The 19,118-nt window shown below is 65.8% G+C and carries 16 protein-coding genes; 7 read left to right on the forward strand and 9 right to left on the reverse strand.

Annotated features, from left to right (window positions below; translation table 11 throughout):
* Nucleotides 1-69: 69 nt before the first annotated feature.
* Nucleotides 70-1,710 (forward strand): electron transfer flavoprotein-ubiquinone oxidoreductase, encoded by a 1,641-nt coding sequence (locus tag CSC65_RS02555; protein ID WP_162408408.1) that lies wholly within the window; start codon nucleotides 70-72, stop codon nucleotides 1,708-1,710.
* A 50-nt stretch (nucleotides 1,711-1,760) separates the two neighbouring features.
* Nucleotides 1,761-3,011, forward strand: a complete 1,251-nt coding sequence (locus CSC65_RS02560; RefSeq protein ID WP_162408409.1) for a glycosyltransferase — start codon at nucleotides 1,761-1,763, stop codon at nucleotides 3,009-3,011.
* Nucleotides 3,012-3,517: 506 nt separating this feature from the next.
* On the opposite strand, the gene CSC65_RS02565 is transcribed toward CSC65_RS02560, so the two are convergent.
* The gene (locus tag CSC65_RS02565; protein ID WP_162408410.1) at nucleotides 3,518-4,147 is read right to left on the reverse strand and encodes a CoA transferase subunit B; all 630 of its coding nucleotides are present in this window, start codon (nucleotides 4,145-4,147) and stop codon (nucleotides 3,518-3,520) included.
* A complete protein-coding gene (locus tag CSC65_RS02570) occupies nucleotides 4,147-4,857 on the reverse strand; it encodes a CoA transferase subunit A (protein ID WP_162408411.1) in 711 nt (236 codons plus the stop codon). Before CSC65_RS02570 ends, CSC65_RS02565 begins: the two co-directional genes overlap by 1 nt.
* A gap of 159 nt (nucleotides 4,858-5,016) precedes the next feature.
* On the opposite strand from CSC65_RS02570, the gene CSC65_RS02575 reads away from it, so the two are divergent.
* Both CSC65_RS02575 and CSC65_RS02580 read left to right on the forward strand, forming a co-directional pair.
* The gene (locus CSC65_RS02575) at nucleotides 5,017-6,363 is read left to right on the forward strand and encodes a phosphohexomutase domain-containing protein (protein WP_162408412.1); all 1,347 of its coding nucleotides are present in this window, start codon (nucleotides 5,017-5,019) and stop codon (nucleotides 6,361-6,363) included.
* A gap of 22 nt (nucleotides 6,364-6,385) precedes the next feature.
* Nucleotides 6,386-7,789: a mannose-1-phosphate guanylyltransferase/mannose-6-phosphate isomerase gene (locus tag CSC65_RS02580; protein ID WP_162408413.1), complete on the forward strand. Its 1,404-nt coding sequence runs from the start codon at nucleotides 6,386-6,388 to the stop codon at nucleotides 7,787-7,789.
* 38 nt (nucleotides 7,790-7,827) lie between these two features.
* On the opposite strand, the gene galE is transcribed toward CSC65_RS02580, so the two are convergent.
* From galE to rfbB, 5 genes are all read right to left on the reverse strand, one after another.
* On the reverse strand, nucleotides 7,828-8,802 hold the full coding sequence (gene galE / locus CSC65_RS02585; RefSeq protein ID WP_162408414.1) for a UDP-glucose 4-epimerase GalE: 975 nt from the start codon (nucleotides 8,800-8,802) through the stop codon (nucleotides 7,828-7,830).
* A 138-nt stretch (nucleotides 8,803-8,940) separates the two neighbouring features.
* Nucleotides 8,941-9,879: a dTDP-4-dehydrorhamnose reductase gene (gene rfbD, locus CSC65_RS02590; protein ID WP_162408415.1), complete on the reverse strand. Its 939-nt coding sequence runs from the start codon at nucleotides 9,877-9,879 to the stop codon at nucleotides 8,941-8,943.
* Nucleotides 9,876-10,436 (reverse strand): dTDP-4-dehydrorhamnose 3,5-epimerase, encoded by a 561-nt coding sequence (gene rfbC, locus CSC65_RS02595; RefSeq protein ID WP_162408416.1) that lies wholly within the window; start codon nucleotides 10,434-10,436, stop codon nucleotides 9,876-9,878. The genes rfbD and rfbC overlap by 4 nt, the downstream gene beginning before the upstream one ends.
* The gene (gene rfbA / locus CSC65_RS02600) at nucleotides 10,433-11,323 is read right to left on the reverse strand and encodes a glucose-1-phosphate thymidylyltransferase RfbA (RefSeq protein ID WP_162408417.1); all 891 of its coding nucleotides are present in this window, start codon (nucleotides 11,321-11,323) and stop codon (nucleotides 10,433-10,435) included. Before rfbA ends, rfbC begins: the two co-directional genes overlap by 4 nt.
* Nucleotides 11,320-12,375, reverse strand: coding sequence for a dTDP-glucose 4,6-dehydratase (gene rfbB / locus CSC65_RS02605; RefSeq protein WP_162408418.1), 1,056 nt, complete (start codon nucleotides 12,373-12,375; stop codon nucleotides 11,320-11,322). The genes rfbA and rfbB overlap by 4 nt, the downstream gene beginning before the upstream one ends.
* A 214-nt stretch (nucleotides 12,376-12,589) precedes the next feature.
* On the opposite strand from rfbB, the gene CSC65_RS02610 reads away from it, so the two are divergent.
* Genes CSC65_RS02610 through wecB form a run of 3 tightly spaced genes read left to right on the forward strand, consistent with a single transcriptional unit; the run spans nucleotide 12,590 to nucleotide 15,416 of the window.
* Nucleotides 12,590-13,336: an electron transfer flavoprotein subunit beta/FixA family protein gene (locus tag CSC65_RS02610; protein ID WP_162408419.1), complete on the forward strand. Its 747-nt coding sequence runs from the start codon at nucleotides 12,590-12,592 to the stop codon at nucleotides 13,334-13,336.
* The gene (locus CSC65_RS02615) at nucleotides 13,336-14,286 is read left to right on the forward strand and encodes an electron transfer flavoprotein subunit alpha/FixB family protein (protein WP_162408420.1); all 951 of its coding nucleotides are present in this window, start codon (nucleotides 13,336-13,338) and stop codon (nucleotides 14,284-14,286) included. The genes CSC65_RS02610 and CSC65_RS02615 overlap by 1 nt, the downstream gene beginning before the upstream one ends.
* Nucleotides 14,283-15,416, forward strand: coding sequence for a non-hydrolyzing UDP-N-acetylglucosamine 2-epimerase (wecB, locus tag CSC65_RS02620; RefSeq protein ID WP_238390247.1), 1,134 nt, complete (start codon nucleotides 14,283-14,285; stop codon nucleotides 15,414-15,416). Before CSC65_RS02615 ends, wecB begins: the two co-directional genes overlap by 4 nt.
* Before the next feature lie 53 nt (nucleotides 15,417-15,469).
* Here wecB and CSC65_RS02625 read toward each other — a convergent pair whose 3' ends face one another.
* On the reverse strand, nucleotides 15,470-17,854 hold the full coding sequence (locus tag CSC65_RS02625) for an LTA synthase family protein (RefSeq protein WP_162408421.1): 2,385 nt from the start codon (nucleotides 17,852-17,854) through the stop codon (nucleotides 15,470-15,472).
* On the reverse strand, nucleotides 17,841-19,115 hold the full coding sequence (locus CSC65_RS02630) for a glycosyltransferase family protein (RefSeq protein WP_162408422.1): 1,275 nt from the start codon (nucleotides 19,113-19,115) through the stop codon (nucleotides 17,841-17,843). The genes CSC65_RS02625 and CSC65_RS02630 overlap by 14 nt, the downstream gene beginning before the upstream one ends.
* Nucleotides 19,116-19,118: the final 3 nt, after the last annotated feature.

Below are 19,118 nucleotides of genomic sequence, written 5' to 3' on the forward strand. Positions count from 1 at the left end.
GCGCATTTGCCCCGCCCGCGCCGAACGCCGAAAATGTCCGGCAAGCCAGAACAGCCAGCGGAGCAGGGAATGACGGAGCACGAAGCCAGCACGATTGCCGCCGACGCCGTCGAGCGCGACGTGATGGAGTACGACGTCGTCACCGTGGGTGCGGGCCCGGCCGGGCTGGCCTTCGCCATCCGCCTGAAGCAGCTGGACCCGGGCATCTCGGTCTGCGTGATCGAGAAGGCCAGCACCGTCGGCGCGCACATCCTGTCCGGCGCGGTGATCGAGCCCGGCCCGCTGGACGCTTTGCTGCCCGGCTGGCGCGACAACCCGCCGCCGGTCTGCGTGGCGGCCGGCGAGGACGAGTTCTGGTTCCTGACCAGGGACGGCGGACGCAAGTCGCCGATCGTGCCACCGGGGATGCGCAACCATGGCAACTTCATCGTCAGCCTCGGCGCGATGTGCGCCTGGCTGGCGCCGCAGGCCGAAGCGCTGGGCGTGGAGATCTACGCCGGCTTCGCCGCCGCCGAAACGCTGCATGCCGACGACGGCACGGTGCTGGGCGTGCGCATCGGTGACATGGGCGTGGCCCGCGACGGCTCGCACAAGGCCGGCTACACCGCCGGTATCGACATCCACGCCAAGGTGACCGTGCTGGCCGAAGGCGCGCGCGGCCACCTGACCAAGCGCCTGGTCAAGCGCTTCGACCTTGATGCCGACAGCGACCCGCAGAACTACTCGATCGGCATCAAGGAACTGTGGCAGGTGCCGGAAGGCCGGGTCGCGCCCGGCAAGATCGTGCACACCCTGGGCTGGCCGGCCGACAGCCACACCTATGGCGGCAGCTTCCTCTACCACCTGGACAACCACCAGGTCGCGCTGGGCTACGTCAGCGGGCTCGACTACCGCGATCCGGAATACAAGCCGTGGGAAGCCTTCCAGCAGTGGAAGAACCATCCGCTGATCAGGCCGCTGCTCGAAGGCGGCAGCATTCTCTCCGCCGGCGCCCGCGCGATCGTCACCGGTGGGTGGCAGTCGCTGCCGAAGGTGGAGATGCCGGGCGCGCTGCTGATCGGCGACACCGCCGGGCTGCTCAACGTGCCCAAGATCAAGGGCACCCACCAGGCGATCCGCAGCGGCATGCTCGCCGCCGAACACCTGGCTGGCAACGCGCTGGAGGCCAGCGGTTTCGACGCGAAGCTGCGCGCCTCCGACGCCATGGCCGAGCTGAAGCAGGTGCGCAACATCAAGCCCGGCTTCAAGAAGGGCCTGTGGTTCGGCCTGGCCAACGCCGCCTGGGAAACCGCGGTGGGCGGGCGTTCGCCCTGGACCCTGGAGGCCAAGGCCGACTGGTCCACGCTGGACAAGGTCGGCGAACACGAGCAGCCCAGGCGCGACTACGTCGAGCGCAGCCTGGCCCCGCGCGACCGCCTGCAGGGCGTCTACTACGCCGCCACCGAGCACGACGAGGACCAGCCGGTGCACCTGAAGGTCGCCGACACCTCGATCTGCGTGGACCGCTGCACCGCCGAGTACGCCAACCCCTGCACGCGTTTCTGCCCGGCCGGCGTCTACGAGATGGTCGAGGACGCGGCCGGCCGCCGCCTGCAGATCAACGCCGCCAACTGCGTGCACTGCAAGACCTGCGACATCAAGGACCCGTACGAGATCATCACCTGGGTGACGCCGGAGGGTGGTGCGGGGCCGAACTACCAGAATCTGTGAACCCGGCGAGACCAGCCCCGTTTGCTGCTTTGCTGGCATGGCGCTGGCGGATGCTGTTGCGCAGGTTGCGCGGGCTACGTCACAGCCTTGCCCTCCGCGGACTGACTGGCACGCTGCTTCATGCAATCGATATCCAGGCTGGTCGCGACGCGACAACCAACGCCCCATCGACAGCGCAGATACCCCTTGGGAATGGGCCCGCTATCCTCGTGATCGACGCAGTCATGCCCGATCCCACGCGCGATTCCGGTTCGGTACGGATGTTCGGGATCCTGACTTTGTTGCGCGACATCGGATGGAACGTGGTATTCGCCCCTGACAGCGGACGCTCGACCGCCAGCGAGCGGGACGCGCTGCAGCGGCAGGAAATCGAGGTGATCGGCATTCCCGGCTCCCCCTCGCTTCCCGGCTGGCTGGAAGACAACGGCAACAGGCTGGGCGCGACAATGCTGTGCCGGCACGACGTGGCAGCCATGCATTTCGACCTGGTCCGGGCATTGGCGCCGCGTGCACGCATCGCGTTCGATACGGTCGACCTGCACGGCTTGCGCGAAGAACGCACCGCCAGGGTCAGTGGCGACCGCGCCCTATTGCGAATTTCCCGGCGCTCCTGGAACGTCGAAAGGAAGCTGGCGTCCCGGAGCGAGGTGACTTTCGTGGTCAGCCCGGTCGAACAGGAACTGCTTCGGAAGGAAGTGCCCGGAGCCCGGGTCGAGCTGCTATCCAACATCCACGAGGTGGTAGGCCGCACCTCATCGTTCGCGCAAAGACACGGCATGCTGTTCGTCGGCGGCTTCGGCCACCCACCGAACCGCGACGCCGCGCACTGGCTGGTCGAACGGATCCTGCCGTTGCTGCACGAGCAGGTCCCGGCAATGCCACTGCATCTGGTGGGAGCGATCGGCGGCGAAGAGCGTCGACTTCTGGAGCGCGAGCATGTCCACGTCCACGGCCAGGTCGCCGACCTCACGCCGTTGATGGAGGCGTGCCTGGTCGCGGTGGCGCCGCTCCGCGCCGGCGCCGGCGTCAAGGGCAAGGTCAACAGCGCGATGAGCCATGGCCTGCCCGTCGTAGCCACCACCATAGCGGCCGAGGGCATGCACCTGCTCGATGGCCACGACGTGCTCGTCGCCGACACAGCCGAACAGTTCGCTGCAGCCATCGCGCTTCTGTCGCGCGACCGCCTGCTGTGGGAAGGTCTTTCCCGCCACGGAATGGAAAACATCCAGCGCCATTTCTCGCGCGCGCAGGCACGCCGGGTTCTGGAATCTTCCTTCGGCGAGCCGTTCGCCCCTGTGTGAGCCCACAGGCCAGTATGCTGCCCTCTCATGGTCAGCGTGGGGTGTGCCGCAACGGATCGTTCCCGCAGCATCGTGCGCCCGGCCTGTCCGTATGGTGCCAAACGGCAGCAGGACGCCCAGGCCCATCTCCAAGGGCGGCAAGTTGATGCGGATCGCAGCTTCCGCCGCTCCGCGGAAGCAGGCAAACAGATACCAGCCCAGCCTTCCGGTTACCGGGGCGCGAATACACCAGCATCGGGTTTGAAGGTGTGCATGCCGAATGCTTCGGCCATGATCATCCGTTCGTGGAACACTCGGGGCGGCTCGACCGCGGGCGGCAATGCCGCCAGGCCAATCCTGAAATCGAGCCTCGGTTCATGCGCGTGGCGGCAAATCGCGCAGCTCGGCCCGGTAAGTCCGGGTGCATGTCCATCGGCTGGAACAAGCGAATCGAAGGCGATGCTGGACACACGACCAGGCCTGGAAGCCAACCCCATTTTCTCCCCCGATTCGTGTGCCTGCTTTGTTCAGCGGGTAAACGGCACCCCGGTCTTTTCCATCAGCTCCAGGATCTCCACGCCCGGCGCGGCCTCCACAAGCTTCAGCCCGCCGTCGGTCACGTCGAACACCGCCAGCTCGGTGATGATCCGGTCGACCACGCCCACGCCGGTCAGCGGCAGCGTGCATTCGGGGAGGATCTTGTGCTCGCCGTTCTTGGCGGTGTGCTCCATCAGCACGACCACGCGCTTGACGCCGGCGACCAGGTCCATCGCCCCGCCCATGCCCTTGACCATCTTGCCGGGCACCATCCAGTTGGCCAGGTCGCCGGTGTCGGTGACCTGCATCGCGCCCAGGATCGCCAGGTCGATGTGGCCGCCGCGGATCATCGCGAACGAGTCGTGGCTGCCGAAATAGCTGGCGCCCGGACGCGCGGTGACGGTCTGCTTGCCGGCATTGATCAGGTCGGCGTCGACCTCGTCCTCGCTCGGGAACGGGCCGATGCCCAGCAGCCCGTTCTCCGACTGCAGCCACACGTCCACGCCCTCGGGGATGTGGTTGGCGACCAGGGTCGGCAGGCCGATGCCCAGGTTCACGTAGGCGCCGTCGGTCAGTTCGCGGGCGGCGCGCTGCGCCATCTCGTCGCGGGTCCAGGCCATCACTTGTTCTCCTGGCGCACGGTGCGCTGTTCGATGCGCTTCTCGGGAGTCGGGTTGACCACGATGCGGTCCACGTAGATGCCGGGCAGGTGCACCTGGTCCGGGTCGATCGTCCCGGTCTCGACCAGTTCCTCGACCTCGGCCACGCAGACCTTGCCGGCCATCGCGCACGCCGGATTGAAGTTGCGCGCGGTCTTGCGGAACACCAGGTTGCCGGCCTTGTCGGCCTTCCAGGCCTTGACCAGCGACACGTCGGCGACCAGCGCGGTTTCCAGCACGTAATGCTTGCCGTTGAACTCGCGGGTCTCCTTGCCCTCGGCCACGACCGTGCCGTAGCCGGTGGCGGTGAAGAACGCCGGGATCCCCGCCCCGCCGGCGCGCAGGCGCTCGGCCAGGGTGCCCTGCGGGTTGAATTCCAGCTCCAGCTCGCCGCCCAGGTACTGGCGCTCGAACTCCTTGTTCTCGCCCACGTAGGACGAAATCATCTTGCGGATCTGCCGGGTCTCCAGCAGCTGGCCCAGGCCGAAGCCATCGACGCCGGCATTGTTGGAGATCGCCGTGAGCCCCTTCACGCCCGAATCGCGCAGCGCGGCGATCAGGGCCTCGGGGATGCCGCACAGGCCGAAACCGCCCACCGCCAGGGTCTGGCCGTCGGCGACCAGGTCGGCCAGCGCGGAATTCGCGTCCGGATGGAGTTTGGAAGCGGCCATACCTGCCCTCGTCTGGAAACCCAAGACCCGGATTCTAGCGGCGCATGCTGCGGCGCGACACGTACTTTCGGGCAATGGCTGACCTGGGACTGACCGCGGGGCGGGCGCCGGGCCCGGCGCAGCGACTAGAATCGATGTCCGTCCCCCGCGAGAAACCCGATGACCCTACCCGCCTTCAAGGCCTACGACATCCGCGGCCGCGTACCCGACGAGCTGGATGAAGAACTGGCCCGGAAGATCGGTGTGGCGCTGGCGGACCAGCTGGGGCCCGGCCCTGTGGTGCTGGGTCACGACATCCGTCTGAGCAGCCCGGGCCTGCAGGCCGCCCTGTCGCACGGCCTGCGCGGCAAGGGCCGTGAGGTGGTGGACATCGGCCTGTGCGGCACCGAGGAGGTGTATTTCCAGGTGGACCACCTAGGGGCCGCCGGCGGGGTGATGGTCACCGCCAGTCACAACCCCATGGATTACAACGGCATGAAGCTGGTGAAGGAGCGGGCGCGCCCGATCTCCTCCGACACCGGCCTGTTTGCGATCTCCGATGCGGCGCAGGCCGATGTCTCGCCCCCGGCGCCGTCCGCGGCGGACGAGCGCGCCCACCCCGACAAGAGCGCCTATATCGCCCACCTGCTTGGCTACGTGGACAGCTCCGCACTCAAGCCGCTGAAACTGGTGGTCAATGCCGGCAACGGCGGCGCCGGCACGATCGTGGACCTGCTCGCGCCACACCTGCCCTTCGAATTCGTCCGGGTGTTCCACGAGCCGGACGGCAGCTTCCCCAACGGCATCCCGAATCCGCTGCTGCCGGGTAATCGTCAGGCCACGGCCGACGCGGTGCGCGCGCATGGCGCCGATTTCGGCATCGCCTGGGATGGCGACTTCGACCGCTGCTTCTTCTTCGACGAGCACGGCCAGTTCATCGAGGGCTATTACCTCGTGGGCCTGCTCGCCCAGGCGATCCTGGCCAAGCAGCCGGGCGGCAAGATCGTGCACGATCCGCGCCTGGTCTGGAACACGGTCGAGCAGGTCGAGGAGGCCGGCGGCGTGCCGGTGCTGTGCAAGAGCGGGCACGCCTTCATCAAGGAGAAGATGCGCGCCGAAGATGCGGTCTATGGCGGCGAGATGAGCGCGCACCACTATTTCCGCGAGTTCGCCTACGCCGATTCCGGCATGATCCCGTGGCTGCTGATCGCCAGCCTGGTTTCCAGCAGCGGCCGCAGCCTGGGCGACCTGGTCGAAGCACGCGTGCGCAAGTTCCCGTGCAGCGGCGAGATCAACTTCCGCGTCGCCGACGCGAAAGTCGCGGTAGCACGAGTCCTTGAGCACTATGCGCCGCTGTCGCCGACGCTGGACCACACCGATGGACTCAGCGCGGATTTCGGCGCTTGGCGCTTCAACCTGCGCAGTTCCAATACCGAGCCGCTGCTGCGGCTGAACGTGGAGGCGCGCGGCGATGCAGCGCTGCTGCAAGCACGCACCGATGAGCTTTCTGGACTGATCCGATCCTGACCCTGCCTGGGAACCGCTTTCGATGAACGATCTCCTTCCCGTGATCCTGTCCGGCGGCTCCGGCACGCGTTTGTGGCCGCTGTCACGCGAGGCCTATCCGAAGCAGTTCCTGCCGCTGGCCGGCGAGTTGACCATGGTGCAGGCCACCTGGCGGCGGGTGGCCGCCATCGCCGGCCGGGCGCCGCTGGTGGTGGCCAACGAAGAGCATCGGTTCGTCGCCGCCGAGCAGCTGCAGCAGGTGGGCGCCACGCCCGAAGCCATCCTGCTGGAGCCGGTCGGTCGCAACACCGCGCCGGCCATCGCGGTCGCCGCGCTCGAGGCAGCCCGCGAGGGCGGCGATGCCATACTGCTGGTACTGCCGTCGGACCATGTCGTCCGCGATGAAGCCGCCTTCCAGCGCGCCGTCCTGGCTGCCATGCCTGCCGCCACTGCCGGCAAGCTGGTCACTTTCGGCATCGTGCCCACCGGTCCGGAGACCGGGTACGGCTACATCAAGACGGCGGCCGGGCCGCAGGTGCGGCCGGTCGAGCGCTTTGTCGAGAAGCCCGACCTGGCCACCGCGCAAGGCTATGTCGCCTCGGGCGAGTACTTCTGGAACAGCGGCATGTTCCTGTTCAAGGCCTCGCGTTACCTGGCCGAACTCCAGAAGTTCAACCCCGGGATCCTGGCTGCTGCCCGGCTCGCATGGGAGCAGGCCACGCGTGACCTGGACTTCGTGCGGCTCGACAAGGAAGCCTTCGCCGCCGTCCCTTCCGATTCCATCGACTATGCGGTCATGGAAAAGACCGCAGACGCGGTGCTCGTCCCCCTCGACGCCGGCTGGAGCGACGTCGGCTCGTGGACCGCGCTGCGCGACGTCTCGCCCCAGGATGCCAACGGCAACGCCCACCATGGCGACGTGATCGCGATCGACTGCCACGACACCTACGCCTATGGCGACCGCCTGATCGCCCTGGTCGGCCTGGACGACGTCATCGTGGTCGAGACCCCCGACGCGGTACTGGTCGGCAAGGGCGAGCGGATGCAGGAGGTCAAGGAGGTCGTGGCCCGGATCAAGCGCGACAAGCGCTCCGAAGCGACCTGGCACCGCAAGGTCTATCGCCCGTGGGGCGCCTACGACTCCATCGACAACGGCGAGCGCTTCCAGGTCAAGCGGATCTCGGTCAAGCCCGGCGCCACGCTGAGCCTGCAGATGCACCACCACCGTGCCGAGCACTGGATCGTGGTCAGCGGCACCGCCGAGGTGACCCGCGGCGAGGAGGTGATCCTGCTGACCGAGAACCAGAGCACCTACATCCCGCTGGGCGTGACCCACCGCCTGAAAAACCCCGGCAAGCTGCCGCTGGAGCTGATCGAGGTGCAGTCGGGCAGCTACCTGGGCGAGGACGATATCGTCCGCTTCGAGGACACGTACGGGCGGGCCTAGTTGACTGTAGGAGCGGATTATTGGGGACCCTGGTCCATTCAGAATCGCTGGTCGCGGTGCCAGCGCCAGGCGCTTTCGATGATTGGCTCAAGCGTAGTCCAGGTCGGCCGCCAGCCCAGGATTTCGCGCGCCTTACGACTGGAGGCCACGAGCGTGGCTGGATCGCCAGTGCGTCGCGGGGCCACCTCATAGACGATGTCCCGGCCGGCAACCTTGCCGGCGGCGGCGATCACTTCGCGCACTGAGAAGCCTTGACCATTTCCTAAGTTGAATGCGTGCGTCCCCGGATTCGTATCCATGTAGCCTATTGCCAACGCATGAGCTTGGGCCAGGTCCTGCACATGAACGTAATCGCGCACACAGGTACCATCGGGTGTGGGGTAATCGTCGCCAAATACCTTCAATGCCGGGCCAGTACCGAGTGCGGACTTGAGCACGTTCGGGATTAGGTGGGTCTCGCAGGCATGCGCCTCGCCGATTCCATGCTGCGGCAGCGCGCCAGCGGCATTGAAATAACGCAGCGCCACCGAGCGCAAGCCATACGCAACCGCAGCATCGGCGAGGATCTGCTCCACCATCAGTTTGGAGACTCCGTAAGGATTGATCGGCGCCTTCAGATGCTCCTCGTCGATCAGATCGCAGATCGGGCTACCGAACACCGCCGCGGTGGAGGAGAACACCAGCCGCTGCACCTCATGCCGGCGCATGGCCTCGAGCAGGTTGAGAGTGCCAGTAACGTTGTTGGCGTAATACGCATACGGCTCCTGCACCGACTCGCCGACCAACGAACGCGCACAAAAGTGCACCACCGCATCAAAGAAACGACCGGCGAAAGCATGCTCCAGCGAAGCCGGATCCAGCAGATCGGCCTCCAAAAATTCGCCCCACTTCACCGCCGCGCGATGGCCGGTAGAAAGGTTGTCCAAGACCGTGACCGTGTCCCCTCGCTCAGCCAACCACTGCGCCATGTGGCTGCCGATGTAGCCCGCCCCACCGCACACTAGAACCTTCATCCGACGCCCCCCGCTGCCCCTTCTTTCTCATTGTAGCTTCCTTCAGGGGTGAGCCGCAGGCTTCGGAAGATTCAACACAACGGAAATCCACCGGAGCGACGCATCGGAACATGGCGTCATGCTGACACCTGCGGGGCACTACGCCACAAGGTGGCTACAGTAACGCTGGACGGCCAGTTCAGTGATCACGTTACGGAGACTTGGCCGCCAATCAGGCAGATCGATTCCAAAGTCGCGATGGAAGCGGGAAGTATCTAACCGGGAGTAGGCAGGCCGGCGCGCAGGCATTGGATAATCGGCAGTCGTGATCGGCACTACTTTCGGCACGTGCGCGAGCAGACCAGCGACTGACGCATCCTCGAAAATCGCTTCAGCAAAACCGTGCCAGCTGGTCTCGCCGGAAGTGGCCAGATGCCAAGTGCCACCGAGATGCTCCCCACCCACCAATACCTGCGACAGCATGATGGCGGTGGCATCGGCGACCAGAGCCGCTGGTGTCGGCGAACCGACTTGGTCGGCCACCACGCGCAATTGGTCGCATCCGGCGCCCGCCCGAAGCATGGTCCGCAGGAAATTGTGACCATGGCCCCCATAGATCCAGGCAATGCGAAAGATGAAGTGCCGTGCACAGGCCGTGCGCACGGCGTGCTCGCCGGCCAGCTTGCTGGCGCCGTATACACCCAGCGGCGAGGTAGGATCGTCTTCGCGATACGGACGCGCACCCTGCCCATCGAAGACGTAATCGGTCGAGTAATGGACGAACGGAATGCCGGACGCCGCGCAGGCTCGCGCCAATGCGCCGGGCGCTTCGCCATTGGCGACGAAAGCCGCCTTGCGATCGCCCTCGGCCTTATCGACCGAGGTATAGGCGGCCGCGTTCACGACCGCCGACGGCGCGACATCCTCGACCAAGGCTGCAAGCGCGCGCGGATCAGACAGGTCGGCGACCCGGCAGGCTTCGCCAGTATCGAGCGTGCCGTTGCGAGTCGCCGCGACCACATCACCCAGAGTCGACAGGCTTCGGCACAACTCGCGCCCGACCTGGCCGTTGGCACCAACGACGAGTAGCTGCGTCATTTGGCGTAAGCCGGAAGGCGATCGCTGGGAATATCGGTAAGCAGGGGCGCGGCCTTGTCCTTGGCCGACATGACCGGATCGTCGGACACCGGCCAGTCGACGCCGATGCTGCAGTCGTTCCAGCGCACGCCGGCATCGGCTTCCTTCACGTACGCATCCGTACAAAGGTAGTTGAGCACCGCGTGCTCGGAAAGCACTGCGAAGCCGTGGGCGAACCCTTCCGGGATCCAAAACTGGCGGTGATTCTGCGCGCTGAGGATCACAGCCTCCCAGCAGCCGAACGTCGGCGAACCTCGGCGGATGTCGACCGCGACGTCATACACCTTACCTTCCAACACGCTGACCAGCTTGCCCTGTGGGCGCGGCCACTGATAATGCAAGCCGCGCAGCACGCCCTTGACCGAGGTCGAAACGTTGCTCTGCACGAACTTCGTCGGCAAGCCGTAGCGATCGAAGCGCTCCGCGTTCCAAGCTTCGAAGAATATGCCGCGCTCATCACCGAACACCACCGGTTCGATCACCACGCAGCCGGGCAGGCCGGTCTCAATTATCCTCATCGAACCACCTCACCACGCCTGGCGATCTCCAGCAGGTATTGGCCGTAGCCATTCTTCACGAGTGGAGCTGCCAAGCCTTCCAACTGGCCTGTGTCGATCCAGCCGTTGCCGAAGGCGATCTCCTCGGGACAACAGACGCGCAGTCCCTGCCGTGCTTCGATCGTTTCGATAAAGGTCGAAGCTTCCAGCAGCGACTGGTGGGTACCCGTATCCAACCAGGCATACCCGCGGCCCAACTGTTCGAGGTACAGATCACCGTGCTCGAGATAGCGCTTGTTGAGGTCGGTGATCTCCAGTTCGCCGCGTGACGAGGGCCTGAGTTCAGAGGCGTACTCGCTGGCCCGGCCATCGTAGAAATACAGGCCGGTCACCGCATAGTTGGAGCGCGGTTGCGCCGGCTTTTCCTCGATTCCGACCACGCGCCCCTCACCGTCGAATTCGGCCACGCCATAGCGTTCCGGATCGCGCACCCAGTAGCCGAATACGGTTGCACCCTGCTGGCGCTCCCCGGCGCGCCTCAGCAGAGCGGTCAGGCCGTGGCCATGGAAGATGTTGTCACCCAGCACCAGGCAGCTGGGCTGGCCGGCGACGAAGTCGCGGCCGATCAGGTAGGCCTGGGCCAGTCCATCCGGGCTGGGCTGCACCGCATACTCGATGCGCATGCCCCACTGCGAACCGTCGCCCAGCAAGGTCCGGAACAGCGCCTGTTCGTGCGGGGTGTTGATGATCAGAACCTCGCGGATCCCCGCCAGCATCAGCACGCTGAGCGGGTAGTAGATCATCGGCTTGTCGTAGACCGGCAGCAGCTGCTTGCTGATCGCGCGGGTGATCGGATACAGCCGGGTACCGGAACCACCGGCCAGGATGATGCCCTTGCGTGCGCTCATGCCGTCACCCCGATGCGCTCCAGACGATAGCTGCCATCGAGCACCCGCTGCACCCAGTCCTGGTTGTCCAGGTACCAGTCGACGGTGGTGGCGATGCCCTGTTCGAAGGTGTACTTCGGCTCCCAGCCCAGCTCGTCCTTCAGCTTGGAGGCGTCGATCGCGTAACGGCGGTCATGGCCCGGGCGGTCGGCGACGAAGGTGATCTGGCTGCTGCGCGGCTGGCCGTCCTCGCGCGGGCGGCGCTGGTCCAGCAACGCGCAGATCGCGTGGACGACCTCGATGTTCTGCTTTTCGGAATTACCGCCGACGTTGTAGGTCTCGCCCACCCGGCCCTTCACCAGCACCGTGCGGATCGCTTCGCAGTGGTCGGCCACGAACAGCCAGTCGCGTACCTGCTTGCCATCGCCATAGACCGGCAGCGGCTCGCCGGCCAAGGCCTTGGCAATCACCAGCGGGATGAGCTTTTCCGGGAAGTGGTACGGGCCGTAGTTGTTGGAGCAGTTGGTGGTGAGCACCGGCAGCCCGTAGGTATGGTGGAAGGCGCGGACCAGGTGGTCGGACGCGGCCTTCGACGCGGAGTACGGCGAGTTGGGGGCGTACGGGGTGGTTTCGGTGAACTTGCCGGTCTCGCCCAAGGTGCCGTAGACCTCGTCGGTGGACACGTGCAGGAAGCGGAAACCGTCCCTGGCGGCGCCCTCCAGCCCCTTCCAGTAGTCGCGCACGGTTTCCAGCAGGCCGAGCGTGCCGACCACATTGGTTTCGATGAATGCGGCCGGCCCGTCGATCGAGCGATCCACGTGGCTCTCCGCGGCGAAGTTCACGACCGCATCGGGACTATGTTCGGCCAGGAGCCGGGCGACCAGATCGCGATCCCCTATGTTCCCTTCCACGAACACGTGGCCGGGGTTGCCCGCCAGGGACGACAGGGTGTCGAGGTTGCCCGCGTAGGTCAGGGCATCCAGATTGACCACCCTCACACCACGCGCCACCGCATCGAGGACGAAGTTGCCGCCGATAAAACCGGCGCCGCCGGTAACCAGCCAAGTTGCCAAGCGAGACTCCTGTCCGTTCGTGGAGCCGAAGAATCAAGGGTCGCTAGAATAGCGCCCCAATGAACCACCGGGTCGACGAGGTCCGCTCCCGGCGGCAGCCCGAGGGGACCATACCCGATCGCATGGAGCCCCCTCACCCGGTAGAATCGGCGGTCCGTCCCGGGCCTGCCGCCGCGGCCGGGCCGCCCCGCTATCCCGAAGGAATCCCCGCACGATGAAGATCCTGGTCGCCTACAAGCGCGTCGTGGACTACAACGTCCGCATCCAGGTCAAGCCGGATGGCTCCGGCGTGGTCACCGACGGCGTCAAGCTCTCGCCCAACCCTTTCGACGAGATCGCCCTGGAAGAAGCCCTGCGCCTGCGCGACAAGGGCATCGCAACCGAGGTGGTGGTCGTCACGATCGCCCCGGCCGATGCCCAGGCGCACCTGCGCAACGGCCTGGCGATGGGCGCCAACCGCGCCATCCACGTGGTCACCGACCAGCCGGTGCAGCCGCTGGCGGCCGCCCGCACCCTGCTCAAACTGGTCGAGAAGGAACAGCCGGACCTGGTGATCCTGGGCAAGCAGGCCATCGACGACGACGCCAACCAGACCGGGCAGATGCTGGCCACGCTGTGGGGCCGCCCGCAGGCGACCTTCGCGTCGAAACTCGAAGTCGCTGATGGCAAGGCCACCGTCACCCGAGAGGTCGATGCCGGCCTGGAAACGCTGGAAGTCGACCTTCCCGCCGTGGTCACCACCGACCTGCGCCTGAACGAACCGCGCTTCATCAAGCTTCCGGACATCATGAAGGCCAAGAGCAAGCCGCTGGAGACCCTGCAGCTGGCCGAGCTTGGCGTCGAGGCGGGCGCGGAACTGAAGACCACCGCATATGCGCCGCCGGCCAAGCGCAGCAAGGGCGTGATGGTGAAGGACGCGGCCGAACTGGTCGCTGCACTGAAGCAGAAGGGGTTGCTGTGATGACCAAGGTGCTGATTGTCGCCGAACACCTCGACGGCAAGCTCAACGGATCCACCGCGCGTACCGTCAGCGCGGCGCAGGCGCTGTCGCCCGAGGCGATCGACGTGGTCGTGCTGGCCGCCGATCCGGCCGACGTCGCAGCCGAAGCCGCGCAGATCGCCGGCGTGACGCGCGTGCTGGCGGTTGCCAATACCGCCAACACGCAGGCTATAGCGCAGGTGCTCGGCCCGCAGGTCGCGCAGCTGGCGGCCGGCTACAGTCATGTGTTCGGACCCTCGACCACTTTCGGCAAGGACCTGATGCCGGTGGTGGCAGCGCTGCTCGGCGTCAACCAGGTCTCGGACCTGATGGCGGTCGAGGGCAGCCACACCTTCAAGCGGCCGATCTATGCCGGCAACGCGATCATCACGGTCGACGCACCGGACGGGCAGACCGTCGTCGCCACCGTGCGCACCGCATCTTGGCCGGAAGCGGCCGGGGGCGGCAGTGCTTCGGTGGAGGCGGTGAACGTGGATGCCACCCTGCCTTCGCATACCCGCTACGTCGGCTTGGCCGCAGGCAAGTCGGATCGTCCGGACCTGCAGGGCGCGCGCCGCGTCGTCTCCGGCGGCCGCGGCGTCGGCTCGGAGGAGAACTTCCGTATCGTCTACAGCCTGGCCGACAAGCTAGGCGCGGCGGTGGGCGCCTCCCGGGCGGCGGTCGACGCCGGCTACTGCCCCAACGAGATGCAGGTCGGCCAGACCGGCAAGATCATCGCCCCGGAGCTGTACATCGCCATCGGCATCTCCGGCGCGATCCAGCACCTGACCGGGATCAAGGACGCCGGCACGATCGTGGCGATCAACAAGGACCCTGAAGCGGCGATCTTCGAGGTGGCCGACATCGGGCTGGTGGGGGATCTCTTCACACTGCTGCCGGAACTCGAAGCCAGTCTGGATATCCAAGCATGAGCAAGCGCGTAATGGTCGCCTTCGGGACACGCCCCGAAGCAATTAAGATGGCCCCAGTAGTCCGGGCGTTGCAGGCAACCCCCGGAATCGAGACCATCGTCGCGGTGACGGCTCAGCACCGGCAGATGCTGGATCAGGTACTTGAACTGTTCCGGATCGTGCCTGACGTCGATCTGGACCTGATGCAGCAGGGCCAGAGCTTGCCGGCCCTTTTCGGCAGGATTCTCGACGGCATGACCTCCGCATTGGCGCAGCACCGGCCGGATCTGGTTCTGGTGCACGGCGATACCAGCACGACCCTCGCGACAGCGCTTGCCGCCTTCTATGCGAAGGTGCCGATCGGGCACGTCGAGGCCGGACTGCGGACCGGGAACATGTCCGCGCCCTGGCCGGAAGAGGCCAATCGCCGCCTGACCGCGCCGCTGGCGGCCATCCATTTCGCGCCTACCGACGGCGCAGCTGGCAATCTACGCGCTGAAAACATCCCCGCCGACCATGTGCATGTCACTGGCAACACCGTGATCGACGCGCTGCTGTCGGTCGCACGCGAGATCAAGGAAAGCCCCAGGCTCGAACAGGAACTGTATGCGCGCTTCCCTTTCCTGGCCCCGGACCTGCGCATGGTGCTCGTGACCGGGCATCGCCGGGAGAATTTCGGACACGGCTTCGAGCAGATCTGCCAGGCGCTGGCCGATATCGCTGCCCGTGGCGACACCCAGATCGTCTATCCCGTGCACCTCAACCCGAACGTCCAGGAGCCGGTAAAGCGCATCCTCGGCGGCGTCCGCAACGTGATCCTCATCGAGCCCCAAGACTATCTGCCATTCGTGCACCTGATGATGCGCGCAGATCTCATCCTGACCGACTCCGGAGGCATACAGGAAGAGGCGCCGTCTCTGGGAAAGCCCGTGCTGGTAATGCGTGAAACCACCGAACGCCCCGAAGCGATCGAAGCAGGCACGGTACGCCTCGTCGGCACCGACCGCGCCCGCATCGCCGCCGAGGTGAACAAGCTTCTCGAAGACGTCGAGGCATATCGGGCAATGTCGCTGGCGCACAATCCTTACGGCGACGGCGACAGCAGCGCCCGCATCGCGTCACTCGCTGCCGAATTCCTCTCGGCGAGCTGATGTTTCGCGGCATCGCCGCCCGGTGGGCACGGACGCCCCAGTAACGCCGGCCCTTACTCGCCCACGACGATCCGTCCAATCCTCATCGCCTCGCCCTTCTCGCCGTCGACCAGCGATACTTCATGCGCCCCGTCGCGCAGCAGCATCGATGATGGCAGTCTGCCTGTCACCAGGTTGCCTGACTGACTCGTGGCCAGCGGCTTGCCGTCCAGCACGAGCCGGGCCTTGGCCGGCATGCAACCCGCCTTCACGAAGATGCCGATACCGCCCTCCGGAAGCGATGGAGGGTGCTCCGATCGCCTGATCACCTGAGGTCCCCATTCGTTGGCGGGACACAGGTTCGCCAGGCTCCTGCCATCGGGCAACAGGGCGCGCGGCGCGCGGGCGTTGACGGCAAACTCGGCCACCGGCTGATACGTACGCTCCAGAGTGCTTATGACGTCGATCCGACGGGGTCCTGGCGGCGCGACTTGGAGCAGCTCCTTTGGCACCAGCGCCAGCAACGTGTCTTCGCTGTCGCGGAACGTCTGCAACCTCTGGTTCTCGAACCGCAGCTGCAGGTCGCGCCGCAAGGGCTCGCTCGATTTGAACCACAGGCTGAGGCCCTCTTCGGGAATCGGATCACCGAGGGAAATTTCCTGCGGCCCCCAGGATTCGAAAGCAGCCAGGTCCGCAACTCGCACACGCTGCGTCCGCTCCGGCAGCGACCCGACGTCCTCCCAGGGCAGGGAGCGCGCCAGATCCGGAAGTAGGCCAGCCGACGGGTCGGCCACACCATCCTTCCGTTGCGACAGGAGCACATTCAGCGAAGCGAAGTACTTGGACATCGGAAGGCCGACCGCATCCATCATCACCGCCGGGAGCTCGTAAGTGCTTAGGTCCATCGACCCAGGAGCAATAGCTCCGCGCGTGTCCACGACCAGCCACGGGACCGGCTGCTGCTGCGCGGACTTCCCGTCGCGAAACCCAAGGCTGTCGAACACCGGGGAGAGCGCCGGCAGGTGGTCGCCATAGAACACCAGCACTGCTGGCCTGTCGCGCTTTTTCAGCGCTTCCCACAACTTGAGGAGGGAGGCGTCCGCGTTCCGGTGGTGGTGCAGGTAACGCTGCAGCTCCGTGGCCTCGTCGCTGCCCAGCCTTGAAGGCAGATCGGGAACCGACGCTTCGACCTGCTCACCCCGCCTCTCGTCCCAGGGCGAGTGGTTTTCCATCGTGATCGCCATCACGAAGGTCGGCTCGGTTTCACTCAGAATCTCGGTGATCCGGTTCACCAGCGCGGCATCGCCGATATAGAGACCGTCCCGCTCTTCGGGAGAAAACTCGTTGATGCCATGGAACGAGTCGAAGCCAAGCTTCCGGAAGTAATCGGCGCGGGAATAAAATGCGGGATCGTTCGGATGGACCGCACGCGTGGCGTATCCATGCGCCTTGAGCGCACTGGCCAACGACTGCACAGGCCTGTCACGGAATGCGGCATAGGGGTGCTGTACGTTGGAGTAGGCCGCAAGCAGAGGGATGCCCGTCAGGAACTCGAACTCGGTACGCGTCGTGAGCCCTCCGAACGTCGGGGCCGTCATGTTCCCGTGCAAGCCGAGCGCGGACAGCTCGCGGTAATGGGCGCCACCGGCATCGGGCCCGATGCCGTTGAGCCTCGACGGATCGAAATACGCTTCGCTCTGGATCACTATGATATCCGGCAGGTCTCCCTTCGCCCTACCTTCCGCGAACCACTTAAGCTGCCGCTCGTGTTCGCCCTGGAACGCCTGAACGCGCGCCCCGTCAACCGGCACATCGGTCGGTGTCATGGCCAGCCTCGCATAGACGAGGTAGTAAGTGCCGCCCAGCGCATGCGCAGCAGCAACCTGGTCCCAGTGCGGGAATTCGCGTTCGTCTGCGCCGTAGAGCCTGTGCCAAGGACCGGTCGCCGTTATCAGGGCCGCCAGCAGGATGCCACATGCCGTGGAAAGCGCCGCGCGACCACGCAGCGTCTTCGCTCCGGTCGGCGGTTCCATCCAAGCAAGCATAATCATCAACGCCAACGCTATCCACCATCCAGGGCCGAACTCGACGTACTGCTTCATCATGTCGGCATGGACAAGCACATTACCGATCATCGCCGCGTCGCCCGGCAGGATCGGCAGGTGCAGGTTCGCGATCTTCGCCGCCTGAGCCGCCTGGAACGCGGCATGGAGGGCCGATGCGAACATCGCCGAGAACACGCCCTTTCGCGTCGCCCCCCACAGTGCCAGCCAGAAAAGGACCCACGGCAGGGCGTTGCGCGCCAGCAGGCCAGGGTCGGCAGTGGCAAGGGCCGGATCCAGCCACTTGACGGAAACGACCACGGTGAACAATCCGAGTACGGACACCAGCCAAACGGGAAACCACTTCTGTGGCATGTGGAATCGCGCAAGGCGGTTCAGTTGCTCATTCTTGTGCATGTACGTCTTGTAAATCGAACTCGGAAAGGATACGGGCCAACGACGCCACCTGCGCTCGCCATGTGTAACCGCATGCGGCGTTGGCATTCATATCGAAGCGGCTATCTAGCGATCCTTCGCTCCAATCCGCCACGAGCCGTTGCAGCTCCAAGGATATCCCGGCTGGCGCCACAGAAACTCCCCGCCCCGTGGCGGCGAGAAGACCTGCAGTTTCATCGGCGGTCTCGGCGATGTGCATCACGGGACGCCCTGCGCCCAGATACTCGTAGATTTTCCCGGGGGTCTGTGGGAGGCCTGCGTTGCCAATACTGAGTAAAACATCCGCTCCTGCCTGCAGGCCCCGAGCATAGGCATGCGACACCTCGCCATGCAACATCACCCGGTCCGGAAACAGCTCGGCCGCCCGCACCAGTTCAGCCGGCGGTTCGGGTCCTGCGACGTGCAGCACTACACCATCTACTTCCCGCATAGCCGACAGCAACGGCACGACAGAGCGGAACGCATAGAGCCGCCCGGTATAGACCAAGTTCATCCGCTCCGGCGCCAGCGCGACCGGCTTTGGCGCGTCGCGATTGTCGAAACCCTGCGTGATGACCGTGATCCGGTGTTCAGGCAAGCCATGCCTGTGCGCGATCAGGTCCTTCGTGGCCCTGTTTGTCACGGTGACGTGCGTGGCGCCGGCAGAGACGTCCCGCTCGAGCCTGAATGCGGAGTTCCGCCAATGTGCCAATGTGTACTGCGCTAGGACCGGATCGGCTAGATCCGCGATCCACGGAACGCCGGCACGGACGAAGCTGGAGGCGAGCAACAGAGCGCCGCCAGGCTCGTGCATGACAATGGCACGGTCGACCGCTCCCGAGGCAAGCAATGATTCAACCAGCGGGCGCGCATTGCGTGCCCAGACCACGGTCGCGTCCGGGAAGCAGATCCAGTGCATTCCGCGGCGGAGCCGCCGCACCAGGCGGCCTTTCCAGTTCAATCCGACCGCCGGGGCGGGACGCTCCGCGCCTTCGCTGGCTACCGCGCCCCCGCCTGCGCCTGCGCGACGGCGCGCAGCACGGTTGACCAGGGACTCCAGCGGCCCCGGAGAGACCCGACGCACGTCCACTCCCAACCGGTCCGCTTCCACAACGCCGCACTCGCGGGTGACTACGGTGATGTGCGCGCCGGCCAATGCGAGCTCCGACGCGAATGCCGCAGCGCGGATCGACTGCGGACTGCGTACCGGCGGAAAATCGTGAGCGAGCAGCAGGACCCGCATCCC

Source organism: Pseudoxanthomonas daejeonensis (assembly GCF_010093205.1).
Lineage (GTDB): Bacteria > Pseudomonadota > Gammaproteobacteria > Xanthomonadales > Xanthomonadaceae > Pseudoxanthomonas > Pseudoxanthomonas daejeonensis.

Coding starts and splice junctions, on each gene's coding strand:
- CSC65_RS02565 (WP_162408410.1), bottom strand. CDS start 4,147: ATGGCCTGGACCCGCGACGAGATGGCGCAGCGCGCCGCCCGCGAACTG.
- rfbC (WP_162408416.1), bottom strand. CDS start 10,436: ATGAGGATAATTGAGACCGGCCTGCCCGGCTGCGTGGTGATCGAACCG.
- CSC65_RS02630 (WP_162408422.1), bottom strand. CDS start 19,115: ATGCGGGTCCTGCTGCTCGCTCACGATTTTCCGCCGGTACGCAGTCCG.
- CSC65_RS02560 (WP_162408409.1), top strand. CDS start 1,761: ATGCTGTTGCGCAGGTTGCGCGGGCTACGTCACAGCCTTGCCCTCCGC.
- CSC65_RS02555 (WP_162408408.1), top strand. CDS start 70: ATGACGGAGCACGAAGCCAGCACGATTGCCGCCGACGCCGTCGAGCGC.
- CSC65_RS02575 (WP_162408412.1), top strand. CDS start 5,017: ATGACCCTACCCGCCTTCAAGGCCTACGACATCCGCGGCCGCGTACCC.
- wecB (WP_238390247.1), top strand. CDS start 14,283: ATGAGCAAGCGCGTAATGGTCGCCTTCGGGACACGCCCCGAAGCAATT.
- galE (WP_162408414.1), bottom strand. CDS start 8,802: ATGAAGGTTCTAGTGTGCGGTGGGGCGGGCTACATCGGCAGCCACATG.
- CSC65_RS02610 (WP_162408419.1), top strand. CDS start 12,590: ATGAAGATCCTGGTCGCCTACAAGCGCGTCGTGGACTACAACGTCCGC.
- CSC65_RS02625 (WP_162408421.1), bottom strand. CDS start 17,854: ATGCACAAGAATGAGCAACTGAACCGCCTTGCGCGATTCCACATGCCA.
- CSC65_RS02580 (WP_162408413.1), top strand. CDS start 6,386: ATGAACGATCTCCTTCCCGTGATCCTGTCCGGCGGCTCCGGCACGCGT.
- rfbA (WP_162408417.1), bottom strand. CDS start 11,323: ATGAGCGCACGCAAGGGCATCATCCTGGCCGGTGGTTCCGGTACCCGG.
- CSC65_RS02570 (WP_162408411.1), bottom strand. CDS start 4,857: ATGGCCGCTTCCAAACTCCATCCGGACGCGAATTCCGCGCTGGCCGAC.
- rfbD (WP_162408415.1), bottom strand. CDS start 9,879: ATGACGCAGCTACTCGTCGTTGGTGCCAACGGCCAGGTCGGGCGCGAG.
- CSC65_RS02615 (WP_162408420.1), top strand. CDS start 13,336: ATGACCAAGGTGCTGATTGTCGCCGAACACCTCGACGGCAAGCTCAAC.